Origin of the sequence: Paramixta manurensis, from assembly GCF_013285385.1 — a bacterium.
Lineage (GTDB): Bacteria > Pseudomonadota > Gammaproteobacteria > Enterobacterales > Enterobacteriaceae > Paramixta > Paramixta manurensis.
Window position 1 is genome coordinate 3,928,550 of sequence record NZ_CP054212.1, and the last position, 16,289, is coordinate 3,944,838.

Consider the following 16,289-nt stretch of genomic DNA (forward strand, 5'->3'; position numbering starts at 1 on the left):
CGATTATCCGTTATGAGTCGACCTTCCGGCCCGCAGGTTTCTTCGCGGAAACAGCCTAAACAGACGCGTTCCACCGAATTGGTCGCAGCTATTCTTGAAGCGGCCATGCAGGTGCTGGCGAATGAAGGCGCCAGCCGTTTCACCACCGCGCGCGTCGCCGAAAGAGCCGGAGTCAGTATCGGTTCGGTGTATCAGTACTTTCCCAATAAAGCGGCAATTCTGTTTCGGCTACAAAGCGATGAGTGGCGGCAAACCAGCGAAATGTTGCGTCATATCCTTGCCGATCGGCACACCGCGCCGCCTGAACGGTTGCGTAAGCTGGTTCACGCTTTTGTTCGCTCCGAGTGGGAAGAGGCGGAGGTTCGCCTCGCGTTAGATGATGCCGCGCCGCTGTATCGTGATACGCCGGAAGCGAAGGAGGCGCGTTCATCGGCCGAACAAATCATGGGGGCGTTTATGCGGGATGCGCTGCCCGCCGCATCGGATGCAACGCGCCAGCGCACCGGCGATTTAATCACACTAACGCTCAGTAGCGTTGGCAAGCGGATTTCCGCCACTGCGCAAACCGGCGATGAAATCGAACGCCAGGCTGAGGCGATGGCCGATATGTTTTGCGCCTGGCTGCAAGAGATCACACGCCGTGAGTCGCCTTAATTTCTTCCGTATTTCAGGCTACCAATCACGGCAAAACCATCGTCATTACGTACGATCTGTTCTGGCTCAAAGAAGTGTCCTGGGGCCAGCAAGATCTCATCTTCTGAATTTAAACGGCTCTCATCCTGACCAGGATTCGCCGCCCGCTGCGTTGCGTTTACGCTGATTCCCGCGACATTATCGGTTTTGAAATAAAACAATATTGATCCTGCCGCGCACTCTCCCCGATCCAGAGCGCGTAATGTTTCCCGCCGTAGAATTTCCGACTCTGTACTATCGCTAGTTAAATCAACGGTATACATCGCGTTTCCTAAGCCGGTTTGACTCATTTTACCGCTGAATTCTAGCGCAGACTTATAACTTGAAGTGGTGCTCAAAAATCCGTTGAAATTAAGCGCTTGCCCATCAAGCATGGCACGTAGCGTTTTGCCGCCATCCAGTTGCGTGGTTACCGGATTATCTCCGCCCGTTGCGCCTTTAAGTAGTGGAACGCCTGAAATCCGTGGGCTGGTATGGATAAAATTACTCAGTACTTGCGCAGGTTCGGTCAGCCGATCTTCCAGGCGTGTGCGCAACTCCTCAATCTCTTCCTCTTCATCCATCATGCCGGTGATGCCGCCATAACGATAGCCAAATTCGCCGATGAACTCATTGACCTCTTCGGCATCGTTAAATATCGGGTCGCGCGCCTGCAGATAACTCTCAATGGTCGGGTATCCCATCGCGCTAATATTCATCAGGAAGTTATCGCCATATGCACCCTGATAATCATCAATCGCTTCTGAGATTTGATCGATTTGATGCGGCGTAAATTGCTGCACATGCTGTTGGCTCATTGCGTGCAAAATCTCACTGGTGGCGGGAAATTGGTTTAACACCAATTGCTCGATAGCCTGCATATCATTTTTAGCTCGTTCTGCCAGCCCTGCTTGCTGGCTCATTACGTGGTGATGGTGCGTGGGTGCAACCGGAAGATTAGCGCGTTGCGCCAGCCTTCCAGTCCGGGATGTTGAAAAAGCCGAGGTAAAGCCGGACTGATTCATCGCTGTCATGGCTACCGGCTGGCCATGGACTCGCGCCACGCCATTACCGGGTGTGGCGGCAACCGTTTGAGAAGCAAGCTGGGTTGTGTCTTGCCGCACCGCGCCGGATAGCGGGTGAGAGACTGGCATCAGATTATTGTGCGGGAAGTTAGAGATAGAATTAGGCATAGCACCCCCGTGGGCAAATGTAACCAATGGTTAATTTCATTCAGTGCCATTTAACGCCCGCGGGTTCCTTATGCAGAAAAGTAATTTTAATTTTACGTTCTAGGTCAAAAAGACGCGCCGAAAACGAGCATACAACACCGCTTGCAGCACAAAAAACAGCATATGCGCCGCCGCGAACCACCACATCCCCGCCAGCGTGAGATGCCGGCTACCGGCAAACCCTTCGCCGGTGGCAGGTAACACAATCAGCGCATTCGCCAACCATGCGAACACGCCGTAGTACGCGCCACGTCGCCATGCCGGGCCGGACATACGCGGCTCTAATAGCCAGGCGTAAAATAGCGCCATCGCTAAACCCACCACACCATGAAAAAAAAGCTGAAACGCGCTACCTGATGGCACCTTCAGCGCGCCGCCCGATAACATCACCAACAGGCGTAATAACCCACCATGCGCCGTCGCCAGCGGCACCCAATCTGCCGCCGCCAGTGCCGCCGAGTTCAGGACAATCGCTACCCCACCGGCCAGTAATGCCGCCCCTACTTTTGACATATATCCTCTCAGCGTTAAATAGAGCCATCGCGATACAGACGCAGAGACAGCGCCTTTTATTCCGGGCAGCGGTATTTTTTACTATGACCATTAGCCAAGGGCGGATGAGAAAGGGATGCAACGGGGTTATCGTAAACCGCAATGCGCCGGAACAGTCGCGGCGCATATTTTGCGCGGCGAAGGTTAATGCTGCATTTGCTGCAATATCCATTCCCGTAATTGCCTGACATCCGCCCGCTGCGCGCTATCTTCCAGCGTAAGAAATAAATAACGGGCGCCGGGAAGCGGAGCATCAAACGGGGTAATCAACATTCCGCGCCGCAATAGATCACCCGCCAGTAACTCGCTGGCGATAACCACCCCTTGCCCGGCTACCGCCGCCTGTAAGGCATGTGTTTCGTCGCTAAAACGCACACCTTTATTGACATCAAGCCGGTCGGGCCCATACCGTTTTTTCCAGTTCGCCCAATCCGGCGACTCGGCGGGAACATGTCGATTTTCAACATGGAATAGCGGAACATCCAGCAAATCCGACGGTTGTGTTAAGCCAAGCGCCGGGCTCGCGACCACCAGAAACCGATCTTCAAATAACAGGGTGTTGTGCAACCCCGCCTCCTCGGTTTCCCGATAGCGAATAGCAATGTTCACCGTCCTTTGGGTTAAATCCACCCGCTCAACACTGGTATGTAACCGTAAATCAATGGCGGGAAACTGCGTTTTAAAATCAGCCAGACGGGGAATTAACCAGTTAGTTAAAAAGTTCGAAGTGGTCGTAATGGTCAATGCTGGCGATTGTTGGCGATGATTTATTTGCGCCATGGTCTCCTCAAGCGCGGTAAAGGCCTGTTTGGTTCCGGCATATAAAATATTTCCGGTTTCGGTCAGGCTGACTCCTCGCGCGTTGCGCTCGAAAACCCGGCAGTTTAGCGTGCTCTCCAGTAAACGAATCTGATGGCTTACCGCCGTCGCGCTCACATTGAGCTGCTCAGCCGCATGTTTAAAACTCAGCGAACCGGCAACCATATGGAAGGCCCGTAAAGCACCCAGAGGGGGAAGTGACACTTTTTTCATGATGAGTTATTTTCACCTAACAATGAAAACGATGACTTTGAATGCATTGTACACAAAGAATAATATGCGTTCATCGCATCCGGAAGGATGAATTTTAGCCATCATAAAAGATAACCAGTCTGGAGAAGATGATGACCCATTTCCCCTTTCGGCAAGAGACACAAACTGAGATTCAGGCAGGTGGCAGCGCTGAGGTATTAACGTGGAGCGTGCTGACGGCAGAAACGGCATTACTGAGCATGCTTTGTTCGGGCCGAACATTATTATTTAGCGTCAGCCTATTAATACTTCTGGGCTGTGCTGTGGCAGCTGGTTTTATGAGTGGCCGTAACCGAGTGTTCAGCCAAATAAACCCGCTCAGACAGAGCTATTGGGGATTTATTCTCAGCGCCGCTGGCATATTGTTGATAATGCTCTCCCGCCAGGCGTTCACAAGCGAGGAATTACTCTGGTTAGGCGTAGTGATTTCAGGCGTAGGAATAGGAAGCGTTTACCCGGTCGTCTCATTGTGTGGCATCGGTAATCGCCACCCTCGTTTACGACGCCGGGTGCGGATCATTTTATCGGGTCTGGTTACCCTGTCGCTGGTGCTATTCATCCGGTATAAGTGTGGCGGAGTAAGCGGGTTTTCACTGGCAGCCGCGATTAGCGTGGATATTGCTTTGCTGGGCGCGATATTGAGCAAAATCACACTGGATGATCTGCCATGTAACGGTTAAGCGGCGAATGAAATGTGCGCCAGGCAAACCGGGTATTACTGAGAATAACCTGAATATCAGACATGCTGATGCGTGCCTTTATTAGAAGAGTAAGCACGTAATACACTGGGCACAGGTACTCTGTAGAATGAGAAAATTGACGGCTTATCTTCTTTGCGCTGCCAGATGGATCACATTTCGCTTCCATCCAGCTATAGAGTCCGCTATGAGCGAAAAGCGGAAGTACGAATACGAAATTGTGCATATGATTATGGGGCTTTACGCGTAGTGCTCTTCTCCAAGAACATAATCAGTCATGTCGGAAGGTCTCTAAAGTGAATGTAGCGGATTTCAGGGGGACTCTACAACGCCCCCCGGTACCACAACGTCTGCAGGAGCCGTTTACCGTGGTGGTTTTGGATAGCAAAAATCTCGAAGAGATATTGGGGCCTGCATAGTCCCAACTGAGATTTTAGCGTTTTTTTGGAGGAGGATTTTCAACTTGATTTGGTTGGCTTTGGCGTGGAGGCTGGTAACCATTGTTGACTGGTGCCCGAGGAATTTCAGTTGTTCTTGGCGGCTGCCAGCCATCTTGAGCAATTCCTTTACCGACTTTATCTGACATAATTTCTCCGTTTTCTATGGTGTCACTGGTGTACTGGTTATCTCGATAAACTCTATACTTTCGATCTCACTAGTCAAAATGATAATACCAAGTGTATCGCTTAATTTATGATCAAGATCACCATCGACATCTAAAGCCCAATGTTGTTCAAGGTAAATTTGTTCAGGTTCGGGAGAACTTGATGCAAAAGACTCTGAATCATATCGGCCGCCGTATTTCTTCCCGCTTTTAAGCGTCACTATCACCCAACATTTTTTACCTTGCCTAAAATAATAATCCCATGGCCTACCAGTTGGGTGAGGCATATAATGCGTAAACCAACGCCGAGTCCTAATAAGGATCAACAACAATGGCAGCGCAATAGGAAGAATAAAGAAAGTAAACAAATAAAAAAGATAGTAATAGACAGGGTGGTTAACCATCACTGACGAAGTTTCTACGTAGTAGATAGGTATTAATAAAAAAGAGTAGTTTATACAACTATATGCGACAACATCAATTAGTGTTTTAGAATAGTCCTGCCCCGGTCTAGACTGAAACACATCATATATTTTCATACTAATAAACCCAGGCATTACAAACAGTACAAAAATAAGAAGTTTACTTTTTTCCCATATATCCATTTTTATCCCTGCTAGCTAACTTGCAGTTAAGGCCTAGATGAGGCTATGAAGTAGAGTATCTGCACAATATCGAGGTACAGCGGATTGTCAGTAGCACCAAAGCACGCTAGAGTCAGGCAGCTTGTAGTCTTTTTCGCCAAGATTTACAGTCTCTGCGTGCCACAAGTTTAGTTTCACAGGCGCCTACCTCAAACTCAGATACCCGATTATGTACTAGTTTTAAATTGGGATTGCAACTGCAAAAGGCGGATAACTCTGGGTAAACTAAACAGACAACGCTATGAAAAATACCGAAATGGACAAATGAGTATAGTGTGTATGAAACGATGATGTGGGGTCTATCTAGTATACCATGTCCACCCTTGGTTAAAAGTTATCAGAGTTGTCTGCCATGAGCGAAGAGCTGACAACTATAGGGCAGGATCGTCTACCTGTAAGTATCCCGCATAATCGTGCCATTCACATTTAGAGATCATCCGGCATAATCAATCTGCCAACGAAGGAGATCGCTATGCGTAAAGCCCGTTTTACTGAGCATCAGATCATCGCTGTGATTAAGTCGGTTGAAGCCGGACGAACCGGTAAGCTACGCCGAACCGCCAGAAGCTGCGTTTCGGGCTTGGTGGCTCGGATCTGAAGGCTAATGCACGGTTCATTCACGTGGCGATTAGCCTGTGTGCTTTAAAGGACTTGAGCTGGGAGGGCTCATCGCCGGTATGAGCAGAGATTAGACATTGATTGAAGAACATGCGCAAAAGAGAAAAAAGCCGTGGACATCGACCGCAACTTCTGCCGTTAAATACATGTTAGCCTCTTTAAATTTACGCGGGTCCAAAACTAATTATTTCGCCGATCGCTGATCCAACCGGAGGTGCTGTTACTCCTTTTCTCAAATCGATTCTCATCACCATGTCATTACCCTGAGTTTTTCCATTAATGAGATCAATTAAAGTCAATAGGTCCTCATGAAACTCACTAATAGTTTTCGGTTTATTGGGTATTTTTACACTGCTGTGCTCCATGGTAAGCAGGTTAACTTTTGGAAATGTCATTCCATTAGGTAAATTTAGGCTTCTCATTTTCAGAGCGGTTTTACCGTGCTCAAGGAATGGATGTAATTTTAATGCAGCTAGCAGCGCAATTATTTCTATAGGCAATTTTGTGGCATATTTGTTCAGGAAGTCATCGATTCCAGAACTGAATTTTGAGTTTTCCTGATCGATGTAGTTCCCCCATAACATCCTCCCTTTCCCGTATCTCGTTTCATCAGATAAAAAATCTTGCCTGCAAATTTGGTCATAGTAACTTTGATTGAACAGTTCCCGAGGATTAGCGACCAGAGTATCACCATGCTGTGTTGTCGTGACCTTATAGGTTTCAGCAAGGATCCCAAGAAATTCAATGACCACTGGCTTAAGAATCGTTAGCAGTTTAGAAAGGTTCTTCTCTTCAGTTTCTTTCTCTTCTTCTTGTCTGGCAAAGTCCTTCCTGTCACTTAATTGGTGGGAGATGGCATTCAAAAATAGGCCAATAAATACAACACCAAAAACCACCTGTGCTGATATAGTGAGAAGTAATGGAGATGCGTCTAATTTTGGTGTGATATCACCATATCCTAAAGTTGTGATGGTCACGATGCTAAAATATAATGACTGCACGAAACTGATGGGTGAATGGTCAAAGTCGTTTTTAAAACAAAAAGAGTATATAAAAGTGAATACGATAATGTTGATAAGATAAAAAATTGTATATACCAATGGTGAAAAAGAGGTTAATCCAGATCTTTTACCCCGGTTAGCTTTTTTCTCCACGATGCCGTCATGATTCATATCAGTTTCTGTCCTTCGTTTTTTCAACAGACGGAAGGCCTGATTAACAGGCCTGCCGTAGTTAGTGATAGTTTAAACCTGAACACTCTTACACTCGGGTCGATTATTCCTAGCGAACTAGGCCACTACAGGGTCGCCAGCTCGGCGATTTTGGACGCGACAACGGCCATGGTGTCTTCGCCCGTGTCTAAGCCACTACGTGAAGCAAGCAAAGGGCTCACATTACGAAGTTCTTCATAGGTTGTGTTATGCACGATGGGCACAAGTTGGTTACCCGCTAAAAGTGCTGATAGCTCCTTGTCCGCAACGCCTTCTTTGGGAAGCCTGTTGAGCAGCGCCGGCGTTACCAACACAAGTCCGATCCGCGAATTTGCCAGTCCCTTATCGATGGCCCGCATCATCGGTACCCCTAGTCCGAGATCTTTCTCACTGAACCAGACTTTTACGCCAGCTGCTTCAAGTAAGTCATGTAATTCCTTTGCCGCGCCTTGCCTGTCATCCCATGCGTGGCATAGAAAGACGTCGCGAAGATCGGGTTGCTGTGCTGCTCGTGTCTCAACGGTTTCACGTATCGGAGTAAGAGAGCGGATCTCGTTTGGTGTGTATAACACGGATGAACCTGCCGGAGACCAGCGAGGTTTACTTCTGCTGAGTCCGGAAGAGTTACTTCCACCGCCTCCTCCATTGCCTCCGGCAGGAGAATAGGAAGTGGTGGAATAGGAGCGGTAGCTGCTAAAGCGACTTCCGCATGCTGGGCAATTTGCTCGTGCGCTTGCAGAGCGGTGCCCTTGTCTTGGCGCTGTGCATCTGGACATACCTTAATGTTTCCATATGTAATTATAGGATTCATTAAGTTACCTTCATGGTGCCCAATTTTCAATCAATCCATCTCTTTTAATTGAATGGCCAGATGTCTGGGTAATATTAATAACTCTTTTTTATCAAGTTGTTATATTTGAATATATTCTTTTTTTTGCAGGTGATAAGGTGAGGAATGGTCCTGATTACTCAAGTATCAGCCACTTTGCTTAGAGCAAAATGCGCTCAAACCAGTCGCATCGTCAGTTAACAAGAAATAACTTATTCAGATGAGGGTTGCCGAATCCACTGCCCACAATGTGGAGTTCAGCGGCAGTCCTGACGTCGTGCTTTGCTGAGGATTCCATTGAGCGGATACATCGCTGTTTCCTGAAGGTTCTGGGATTTAAGAAGGCGTACCCTGTTGATCAGCTCCCCCCCAACTAAATGTTATTAGCTACTTCCGCTCCTGGCACGGAACGGACAATCCTACTGCCAGCCAGGTCCGCTCTGAGCGAACAGCGGAGGTATAGCCACAAACTAATGCGTTAGTTTTCCTGAAAACAACAATATAAGCAGAAGAGAATGGCTTATATAATCCTCAGTTAGCGGATGGTTAGAATTTCCCGCCTCTACCTCTTTGAAAAAGTAGTGTCAGTCTGGCCTTGATATTAATGACAAAAAACCAAATGCACTTTATATCGGTTCTTTACAGGCTAAGCGGCAACAGGAATAAATTTTCCTTGTTAATTAATAACCTGCCTGACTCCTAACAGCATAATCAACCCACCGCACAGCCTATCAATGACTTTTTTGGCCCGCTGGTAAGCAGAGGAAATGCGAGATTGAGAAAGCGTGATGGCCACAGACCCGTACCAGAGTGATGCAATGATGCCAACCACGCCGAGCATAGCAATAAATGTGCCCGCAGATACGTGCGCCGGAGCGGCAGTGGAAAAGATGGCTGCGTAAAAAGCCATAGATTTCGGATTACCGATATTAGTAACCACTCCCTGGGTAAAGGATTGACGAAAACTTCCTGACAATACTGTATTTTCGTTCGCAGCAGGCTGGCTTCCCGCATTGAGGATTAACCGTAAGCCAAACCACAGCAGATACCCTGCCCCTAATATTTTTACCACCAACGCAACCCACGGGAATGCGGCAAATACCAAACCTATTCCGCCGATGGCACAACCTGCCCAGAATAGGTTAACCACCACAATACCGGCGACCAGCGCAAGGGCGGCCGAGCGCGTAGAAGCGACCGCTTTATGTACCACAGCGACAAAATTTGGCCCTGGTATCACCACGCCAGCGAGATAAATCAGCAGCACGGTAAGAACTGCGTGTGTATCAATCATGTAACCTCCTTATAACTCACTGACGTTAAAAGATTTTAAACGCATCTTCAACCACTGACCACCCATTATGCCATGACATCTCCCGTTGAATGGCATCCACATACTTCGCTGAATATTTCATCCCACGATTAGCCGCTCTAACCCCCACAACCTTCCGGGGTGAACCCTACGGAAATCGTCTTCAGCAGCCACGCCGTTGCCGGGCGCACGCCTCATCATGAAGATGACTCATGTTCAATGAAATTAAATCACTTTTACTCACCCAACGAGTCAGGCATAAAAGATGCATTGTTATTAACTATAGATATATAAAGCCTGCTAAATGAGAGTATCAGAAAACAAATCCTGAAAATCGTGAATAGCAAGCAATAAAACCAGATTTATATCAGAAGTTAGGATACCAGATTACGATGAATAATAAATTTTCCTTCACTATTAAGAGCATTCGTTTCGACGAAAATTATAACCCTTCTCAAAATACGCGTATTACCACCAACTTTGCTAATTTAGCCAGAGGTGAGCAACGCCAGCAGAACTTGCGCAACGCCTTAGTGATGATTGACAATCGTTTCAATGCGTTAGCGCATTGGGATAACCCTAAGGGAGACCGTTACTCAGTCGAACTGGAAATTATTTCCGCTGAATTAAGTATCGATATTGAAGACAACCGTGGCACATTCCCGGTGATTGAAATATTGAAAACGAATATCGTTGATAAGCAAACCAACGAGCGTATTGAAGGTATTGTAGGGAATAATTTCTCCTCTTACGTGCGTGATTATGATTTTAGCGTCTTACTGCCGGATCATAATAAAAACACCGCCCAATTTAGCATTCCTGATAATTTTGGTGTGTTACATGGCAATATATTTAAATATTTTATCGATTCAGAGGCCTACAGAGAGAATTTTAATAAAACGCCGGTTATTTGCTTAAGTGTTTCAAGCAAAAACATCTATTACAGAACGGGCAATGAGCATCCTGTATTAGGCATCGAATATCAGCAAGATGAACCTTCATTGACCGATGCATACTTTAATAAAATGGGGTTACGTGCTCGCTACTTTATGCCACCCAATAGTGTTGCGCCTTTGGCTTTTTATTTTAATGGCGACCTACTGAGCGATTACACCAATCTTGAGCTGATTAGTACCATCAGCACGATGGAGACTTTCCAAAAGATTTACCGGCCTGAGATTTATAATGCTAACTCTGTGGCAGCACAATGCTATCAACCAAGCCTGAATCAACAGGATTATTCTTTAACTCGAATTGTTTATGATCGAGAAGAACGTAGCCAGTTAGCGATTGAGCAAGGGAAGTTTACTGAAGAGAAATTCATTAAACCCTACCAAACCATTCTCGAACAATGGTCTGCTAATTGCGTTCTTTGATTAACCCAAACACAGGGGCATCTCGTATGAAAAAGTTATTACCAACGTCGACTGCTGGCAGTTTACCTAAGCCCTCCTGGCTGGCACAACCTGAGACACTGTGGTCACCGTGGAAGTTGCAAGACCAGGAATTAATTGACGGCAAACATGATGCTCTCCGTTTGTGCCTGGAAGATCAACAGCAGGCAGGTATTGATATTGTCAGTGACGGTGAGCAAACGCGCCAACATTTTGTCACTACGTTTATTGAGCACCTCAACGGCGTTGATTTTGAGAAACGTGAGATCGTTAAAATTCGTAATCGCTATGAGGCAAGTGTACCGACAGTCGTCGGCCCGGTTAGCCGCCAAAAAGCGGTTTTTGTTGAGGATGCCAAATTTTTACGTCAGCAAACCGACCGCCCGATTAAATGGGCTCTACCCGGCCCGATGACGATGATTGATACGCTATATGATAACCACTATAAAAGCCGCGAAAAACTCGCCTGGGAATTTGCTAAAATTCTGAATGAAGAAGCCAAAGAATTAGAGGCCGTAGGCGTTGATATTATCCAGTTTGATGAACCCGCATTTAATGTGTTCTTTGATGAGGTGAACGAGTGGGGAATAGCCACTCTAGAAAGAGCCATTGAAGGGCTTAAATGTGAAACGGCGGTACACATTTGCTACGGTTATGGCATTAAAGCCAATACAGACTGGAAAAAGACGCTGGGCTCAGAATGGAGGCAGTATGAAGAGATTTTTCCAAAACTACAAAAATCTAATATCGATATCATCTCACTGGAATGTCACAACTCGCATGTTCCGATGGAGTTAATGGAACTTATTCGCGGTAAAAAGGTAATGGTTGGGGCCATTGATGTGGCGACCAGTACCATTGAAACACCGGAGGAAGTTGCCGCGACTTTGCGAAAAGCCCTGCAGTTTGTCGACGCCGATAAGCTTTATCCTTGTACTAACTGCGGCATGATTCCGTTGCCGCGTGGCGTCGCCAGAGGCAAGCTGGATGCTTTAAGCGCTGGCGCAGAAATCGTCCGAAAAGAACTGTTGGCTAAATAACGCCGCCAACGATGAGATGAAGGGAACTCAGCCTACGGAGGAGTTGCATGGATGCAACGAACCATCGAACCAAGTTCGATGAAGGGTCCGTATCTCCAAAAACAAAAAACCCGCCTTTATGGAGTGCCCCCGAGTCCGTAGACAAATCTGCTCTATAGTTGGAGTTAGGTCCACATATAGTGGATGGAACCCCACATATAACGGCGTGAAAAACATACCAGCCTCGTCCGCAGAATGTTGATTTACCCCCCGGGATTGAGCTTTAAGTTGATATGTCGGATTAGGCACTTTTAAGATAATATTTGACGACATTGATTATTATTTATTGAATTATATAAATATTTTCCTCTCTTTTTGAAGTGTGGCTATGAGGTTGTTGAGATAACCAAACATCATGGCCCAATTTAATCCCTCAGAACCAGAGCTAAAGATACTGCTCCAAAACCCCCTCTAACTTGCTTACCGCCGCCGCATACTTGGCCGGATTCTTATCATTCAGCACTGCCAGGTTACGCAGTTTCCATCGAATAGCCGGCAAGTGTTGAATTTCAGGATAGCGATACAGCGACCAGTCGGGGCTATTTTGCTTACAACTGAGTAAAAATTGGCGATCTCGATCCGTAAGGTGCGACTTCAACGCCTGCGGCAGCAAAGTGGTTACTGACAAAAGGGATTCCAGCGACGTTTCCTGCTGTGTCATCCCGGAAAATTCCTGTGCATACAACGTAGCAATCTGCGCTGTATTCCAGTTTGGTGCCAGCAGCTCGGCAATGGGTCGGGGATGCCCTGCCAGATAGCAAAGAAAACCGTCAAAGATCTCGCGCGTCATGCCCGGATTCTCCAGCATATTCAGCACATCAAACAGATCACGCGGATGCTGGCGGTCGAGCGCGGCGCAGATTTTTCCGCCGTAAAGATCTGCCAGCGAGACGACATTCATGATGGTGAAGCCATACTCCATTTCCACCTGTTCACATACCGGCATTTCTGTTGATGGCAACAGTAGCCCCCGCCAGACTGGACTAACCTCAATCTTTATCTTTGCGTCATCGGTGTTAACGATGATGCGCTTTTCATCCGCTTTATTCTCCTGCCGGATCGCAGTCATCCCCTCTCTACCGTTCAGCGATTCAGTAATACGCATCAGTGCATCGTTGATAGCCGCCAGATCGGTATCGCGATCCGCATAGGTCTTGTACGCCAGATCGATATCCACCGACAGGCGAGGGAAATCCTGCACAAATAAATTGATTGCCGTGCCGCCTTTCAGGGCGAAGCAGGATTCTTTTGCCACATGCGGCAGAGCAGTCATTAATAGCCTGACCTGTCGGGCATAAATATCACGCAGAGCCATCTTCGACTCCTTCTGGTTTAAATGTGCGGGGAACGGTGATTTGATAATCCGGCTCCAGCCAACCGCCAGGGACGATTTGCCGCTTTCCCGTGCCTGTTTCTATACCGCTGTGATCGAGATACTGAAAATAAGGATGTGCATTGCGTTGGGTAAGATAAAGCATCACCCGGTTGGTTTTAACCGAATGACTGGCGCAGAGCAGTGCCTGTAATTTACGCGGGCTAAGAAGGTTCATTCCCTGAAACAGAGCGTCGGCATGTTCGAACGAGATCAATGTCGGAACGCCGCAGGCGATCTCGTAGGCGGCCAGTTCTGGAACACTGGTCGCTAATTGCCGGTCGCCGATACTAAGTTTTGTCGTGAATTGCGTTATATCGACGGTGAGGCCGGTTGTATATAGCGTGACAAACGTCGCGGATTGTTCAAAGGTGGTAAACCATTCTGGCAGTTTGACGTAAGCAGGAAGCACGAGCCAGATTTGTTGTCTGCCCGGTTGGGTATAGTGAGCAAGGCCCTGTAGCGCAAGGCTGGACAGCCCTGCCACGCGAACTGGTTTTCCCCACTGTGTTTGCAGGCAATAAACAGCGTCCACCCAGTCCGGCTCACGCCCCGTCCGGCAGTATACACCGTGCGCGATCCGCCTGAGCCAGCCATTTTGGACATAGAGGTAGGAGAGCTTACGATCTATGCCGTTGCGGGCGAGCCATGACTGAAGCAATACCTGACCGGGGAGGGTGTTTTGCATCAGCCAGTTTAGATAGTTTGGCAAGTGTCGCCCCTTGGTGGACATATCAGTTAAAATTTAAACTAATTATAATGCTTTAATGAGAAATAATATAGATAGGTGAAGATTGTTTTTTAGTGAATGGGGAGAATTCGTTATCTATGGAAATCATGTGGTTACTATTATAACATGTGTGGAAACTATACCTCTTAGATGGATTTCCAAGGAGAGTTTATGGCTCAATTGCATGTCAGACATATCAAACAAGCAGTATTAAAAGATTTTAATCACTTACTTGCTCAGGATGACTTGAAAAATAAGAGTGATTCAGATAAAGAAGATGCCATATTAACCAGAGCCCAAATGGCCTATGTTCTATCATTTATTTCTGGTTGTGATAATGAGCAAGCAGCAAATTCTATTACTGACGGTTATCTGGATAATGGTATTGACTCTATTTTTTATAGCCGTGTCAATCAGGTTTTGTATTTCGGTCAATCGAAATGGAGAAATAATGGCAATGGAAGCATTGATGTTGGTAGCGTAAGGAAATTTCTTTCTGGTATCAATAAGATAATAAACTCAAACTATTCCAGAGTAAGTGATAAGATTAAAGAGAAACAAGTTGAAATTGAAGACGCACTTGATAATGTAAATATTAAAATTGTTTTTTTGCTTTGTTATACTGGAAATGATAAAGCGTCAGATGATGTTATTGAAGCCTTAGATGATTTTGTTGAAAATTTGAACGATTCATCAGACATATTTAGCTATAAGATCATTAAGCAGCAAGATATTCATAATTCAGTTTCGGCAGGTAAAAAGAAGAAGATAGATTTAGAGGTACTTTTAAGTCATTGGGGAAGCGTAAAAAACCCATATCTTTCTTTTTATGGGCAGGTAGCAGCATCTGATCTTGCACAGTGGTATAAATCACATCAGGAGAATTTATTTTCGCCAAATATAAGAATGTTTCTCGGGTCAACAGAGGTGAATAATAGTATTATAAGCACATTAAAAAGCGAACCTGAGAAATTCTGGTATTTTAACAATGGTATTACAGCATTGTGCGATAAGATCGTAAAAAAAGCTATCGGTGGAGGAACTAAAGAACATGGCCAATTTTGTTGTTATGGCTTAACTATCGTCAATGGTGCTCAAACTGTTGGTTCTATTGCTAGCGCAAATCAGGATATTCCAGAAAAAGTTGAGCACGCAAAAGTACCATTAAGAATAATATCACTGGAATCTTGCCCACCTCAACTTGAAGTTGAAATAACTAAGAAGAACAATACTCAGAATAAAATAGAAAAGCGAGATTTTGTCTCTCTTGACTCAAATCAAGAGCGTTTAAGAGTCGAAATGCTTATGGACGATAAAGAATATAAATACAAGTCTGGTGATGTAGTAAGTAATCCAGAAAATCAATGTGGGTTAGAAGAAGCAACGATTGCCAGGGCATGTGCACAAAGTGATATTAGTCTAGTTGTTGATGCTAAAAGTGGAATTGGTCGCCTTTGGGATGATATCGGTAAAGCTCCTTATACAATACTTTTTAATAAGTCATTGACAGGCCCTCAATTATGGCGATTGATTCAAGTCTATAGATATATAGAAATAAGACTGACTCATCTGAAGAAGACAATTGAGGGAAAAGAAAGAGCTATTTCTGTTCATGGCAATAGATTTATTACTCATATTGTAATGCAGTCGGCTACTTTTGATATATCCAATGGCTCTGAAAAGATTAGTCATAGTGAGATCGAAGAAATCTACAAATTATGTAGCTTTGCTGTTACAACTACGCATAAAAAATTAAATCGCAAATATCCTGATTCATATGTTGCAAATGTATTTAAAAATCAGATGAAAAGCGCTGATCTTAAAGAGTTAGTATTAAAAGACATAATAAAGGAAATGAATAAAAAGAAAAATTAAAAAAATTGTATATATAGTATATGTATCAGTGGTAGGTATGATTATATTAATATTTACTATCGATTCTTTATTTTCGCACATATTAAAATATCCTGGCCGTTATGTTTATATTTATAAATACTGACCCTGTATATATATTTTTAGAAAAAAAACGCTTTGCCATCGCTACAAACCGCAGTATGTTTTACTTGCACCTGCAAAATCAGATGCCGGAATTGGAACCCTGAGAAATGTTAAAGGCGACATATGACGCGTCCGCGTCTTTTTTATATTGTGCGTCTGGCTATACCTCAATGGTGGGCGGGGTGGTCCACATTGAGCCATTCAGATCGATCTCCGTCTAGCGGTCAAAACGCAGCTCGCTAGAGTGAATAAAAATCAGCAGGTAAAGACCTT

General features: G+C 45.6%; 16 protein-coding genes. 6 read left to right on the forward strand and 10 right to left on the reverse strand.

Annotation, left to right across the window (positions count from 1 at the left end):
- Positions 1-12: 12 nt before the first annotated feature.
- A complete protein-coding gene (locus tag PMPD1_RS18955; RefSeq protein WP_173635512.1) occupies positions 13-654 on the forward strand; it encodes a TetR/AcrR family transcriptional regulator in 642 nt (213 codons plus the stop codon).
- On the opposite strand, the gene PMPD1_RS22810 is transcribed toward PMPD1_RS18955, so the two are convergent.
- The 3 genes from PMPD1_RS22810 to PMPD1_RS18970 form a co-directional block, all read right to left on the reverse strand.
- Positions 651-1,865, reverse strand: a complete 1,215-nt coding sequence (locus PMPD1_RS22810; protein ID WP_354292691.1) for a hypothetical protein — start codon at positions 1,863-1,865, stop codon at positions 651-653. The two genes, PMPD1_RS18955 and PMPD1_RS22810, sit on opposite strands and share 4 nt — an antisense overlap.
- 99 nt (positions 1,866-1,964) lie before the next feature.
- Positions 1,965-2,417 (reverse strand): hypothetical protein, encoded by a 453-nt coding sequence (locus PMPD1_RS18965; protein WP_173635513.1) that lies wholly within the window; start codon positions 2,415-2,417, stop codon positions 1,965-1,967.
- Between the two features lie 183 nt (positions 2,418-2,600).
- On the reverse strand, positions 2,601-3,488 hold the full coding sequence (locus PMPD1_RS18970; protein WP_173635514.1) for a LysR substrate-binding domain-containing protein: 888 nt from the start codon (positions 3,486-3,488) through the stop codon (positions 2,601-2,603).
- Between the two features lie 128 nt (positions 3,489-3,616).
- Between PMPD1_RS18970 and PMPD1_RS18975 the strand changes: the two genes are divergently transcribed.
- Complete coding sequence (locus PMPD1_RS18975) at positions 3,617-4,207, forward strand: hypothetical protein (protein WP_173635515.1); 591 nt, start codon at positions 3,617-3,619, stop codon at positions 4,205-4,207.
- A 451-nt stretch (positions 4,208-4,658) separates the two neighbouring features.
- On the opposite strand, the gene PMPD1_RS18980 is transcribed toward PMPD1_RS18975, so the two are convergent.
- Positions 4,659-4,811, reverse strand: coding sequence for a hypothetical protein (locus PMPD1_RS18980; protein ID WP_155954365.1), 153 nt, complete (start codon positions 4,809-4,811; stop codon positions 4,659-4,661).
- Between the two features lie 14 nt (positions 4,812-4,825).
- Positions 4,826-5,434 carry a DUF6338 family protein gene (locus tag PMPD1_RS18985; protein ID WP_173635516.1) on the reverse strand — a complete coding sequence of 203 codons (609 nt, stop codon included), beginning with the start codon at positions 5,432-5,434 and terminating at the stop codon, positions 4,826-4,828.
- A 511-nt stretch (positions 5,435-5,945) separates the two neighbouring features.
- Here PMPD1_RS18985 and PMPD1_RS22815 point away from each other — a divergent pair.
- Positions 5,946-6,071 (forward strand): hypothetical protein, encoded by a 126-nt coding sequence (locus tag PMPD1_RS22815; RefSeq protein ID WP_354292941.1) that lies wholly within the window; start codon positions 5,946-5,948, stop codon positions 6,069-6,071.
- A 184-nt stretch (positions 6,072-6,255) separates the two neighbouring features.
- Here PMPD1_RS22815 and PMPD1_RS18990 read toward each other — a convergent pair whose 3' ends face one another.
- The 3 genes from PMPD1_RS18990 to PMPD1_RS19000 form a co-directional block, all read right to left on the reverse strand.
- Positions 6,256-7,263 (reverse strand): potassium channel family protein, encoded by a 1,008-nt coding sequence (locus PMPD1_RS18990; RefSeq protein WP_173635517.1) that lies wholly within the window; start codon positions 7,261-7,263, stop codon positions 6,256-6,258.
- A gap of 125 nt (positions 7,264-7,388) precedes the next feature.
- Positions 7,389-7,874 carry a toll/interleukin-1 receptor domain-containing protein gene (locus PMPD1_RS18995; RefSeq protein WP_318438390.1) on the reverse strand — a complete coding sequence of 162 codons (486 nt, stop codon included), beginning with the start codon at positions 7,872-7,874 and terminating at the stop codon, positions 7,389-7,391.
- Positions 7,875-8,807: 933 nt separating this feature from the next.
- Entirely contained in the window at positions 8,808-9,425 is a 618-nt protein-coding gene (locus tag PMPD1_RS19000; RefSeq protein WP_173635519.1) for a LysE family translocator, read from the reverse strand.
- A gap of 410 nt (positions 9,426-9,835) precedes the next feature.
- On the opposite strand from PMPD1_RS19000, the gene PMPD1_RS19005 reads away from it, so the two are divergent.
- Positions 9,836-10,819 (forward strand): DUF1852 domain-containing protein, encoded by a 984-nt coding sequence (locus tag PMPD1_RS19005; RefSeq protein ID WP_173635520.1) that lies wholly within the window; start codon positions 9,836-9,838, stop codon positions 10,817-10,819.
- Positions 10,820-10,845: 26 nt separating this feature from the next.
- The gene (locus tag PMPD1_RS19010) at positions 10,846-11,877 is read left to right on the forward strand and encodes a methionine synthase (RefSeq protein ID WP_173636286.1); all 1,032 of its coding nucleotides are present in this window, start codon (positions 10,846-10,848) and stop codon (positions 11,875-11,877) included.
- A gap of 424 nt (positions 11,878-12,301) precedes the next feature.
- Here the strand turns inward: PMPD1_RS19010 and PMPD1_RS19015 are convergent, their stop codons facing one another.
- Entirely contained in the window at positions 12,302-13,231 is a 930-nt protein-coding gene (locus PMPD1_RS19015) for a nucleotidyl transferase AbiEii/AbiGii toxin family protein (RefSeq protein WP_173635521.1), read from the reverse strand.
- Positions 13,218-14,000, reverse strand: a complete 783-nt coding sequence (locus PMPD1_RS19020; protein ID WP_173635522.1) for a type IV toxin-antitoxin system AbiEi family antitoxin domain-containing protein — start codon at positions 13,998-14,000, stop codon at positions 13,218-13,220. The genes PMPD1_RS19015 and PMPD1_RS19020 overlap by 14 nt, the downstream gene beginning before the upstream one ends.
- A 189-nt stretch (positions 14,001-14,189) precedes the next feature.
- On the opposite strand from PMPD1_RS19020, the gene PMPD1_RS19025 reads away from it, so the two are divergent.
- A complete protein-coding gene (locus PMPD1_RS19025) occupies positions 14,190-15,893 on the forward strand; it encodes an AIPR family protein (RefSeq protein ID WP_173635523.1) in 1,704 nt (567 codons plus the stop codon).
- Positions 15,894-16,289 lie beyond the last annotated feature (396 nt).

What these genes read in the sequence shown, in the direction of transcription:
- PMPD1_RS18955 (WP_173635512.1), top strand. Translation starts at nt 13, where the DNA reads ATGAGTCGACCTTCCGGCCCGCAGGTTTCTTCGCGGAAACAGCCTAAA.
- PMPD1_RS22810 (WP_354292691.1), bottom strand. Translation starts at nt 1,865, where the DNA reads ATGCCTAATTCTATCTCTAACTTCCCGCACAATAATCTGATGCCAGTC.
- PMPD1_RS18965 (WP_173635513.1), bottom strand. Translation starts at nt 2,417, where the DNA reads ATGTCAAAAGTAGGGGCGGCATTACTGGCCGGTGGGGTAGCGATTGTC.
- PMPD1_RS18970 (WP_173635514.1), bottom strand. Translation starts at nt 3,488, where the DNA reads ATGAAAAAAGTGTCACTTCCCCCTCTGGGTGCTTTACGGGCCTTCCAT.
- PMPD1_RS18975 (WP_173635515.1), top strand. Translation starts at nt 3,617, where the DNA reads ATGATGACCCATTTCCCCTTTCGGCAAGAGACACAAACTGAGATTCAG.
- PMPD1_RS18980 (WP_155954365.1), bottom strand. Translation starts at nt 4,811, where the DNA reads ATGTCAGATAAAGTCGGTAAAGGAATTGCTCAAGATGGCTGGCAGCCG.
- PMPD1_RS18985 (WP_173635516.1), bottom strand. Translation starts at nt 5,434, where the DNA reads ATGGATATATGGGAAAAAAGTAAACTTCTTATTTTTGTACTGTTTGTA.
- PMPD1_RS22815 (WP_354292941.1), top strand. Translation starts at nt 5,946, where the DNA reads ATGCGTAAAGCCCGTTTTACTGAGCATCAGATCATCGCTGTGATTAAG.
- PMPD1_RS18990 (WP_173635517.1), bottom strand. Translation starts at nt 7,263, where the DNA reads ATGAATCATGACGGCATCGTGGAGAAAAAAGCTAACCGGGGTAAAAGA.
- PMPD1_RS19000 (WP_173635519.1), bottom strand. Translation starts at nt 9,425, where the DNA reads ATGATTGATACACACGCAGTTCTTACCGTGCTGCTGATTTATCTCGCT.
- PMPD1_RS19005 (WP_173635520.1), top strand. Translation starts at nt 9,836, where the DNA reads ATGAATAATAAATTTTCCTTCACTATTAAGAGCATTCGTTTCGACGAA.
- PMPD1_RS19010 (WP_173636286.1), top strand. Translation starts at nt 10,846, where the DNA reads ATGAAAAAGTTATTACCAACGTCGACTGCTGGCAGTTTACCTAAGCCC.
- PMPD1_RS19015 (WP_173635521.1), bottom strand. Translation starts at nt 13,231, where the DNA reads ATGGCTCTGCGTGATATTTATGCCCGACAGGTCAGGCTATTAATGACT.
- PMPD1_RS19025 (WP_173635523.1), top strand. Translation starts at nt 14,190, where the DNA reads ATGGCTCAATTGCATGTCAGACATATCAAACAAGCAGTATTAAAAGAT.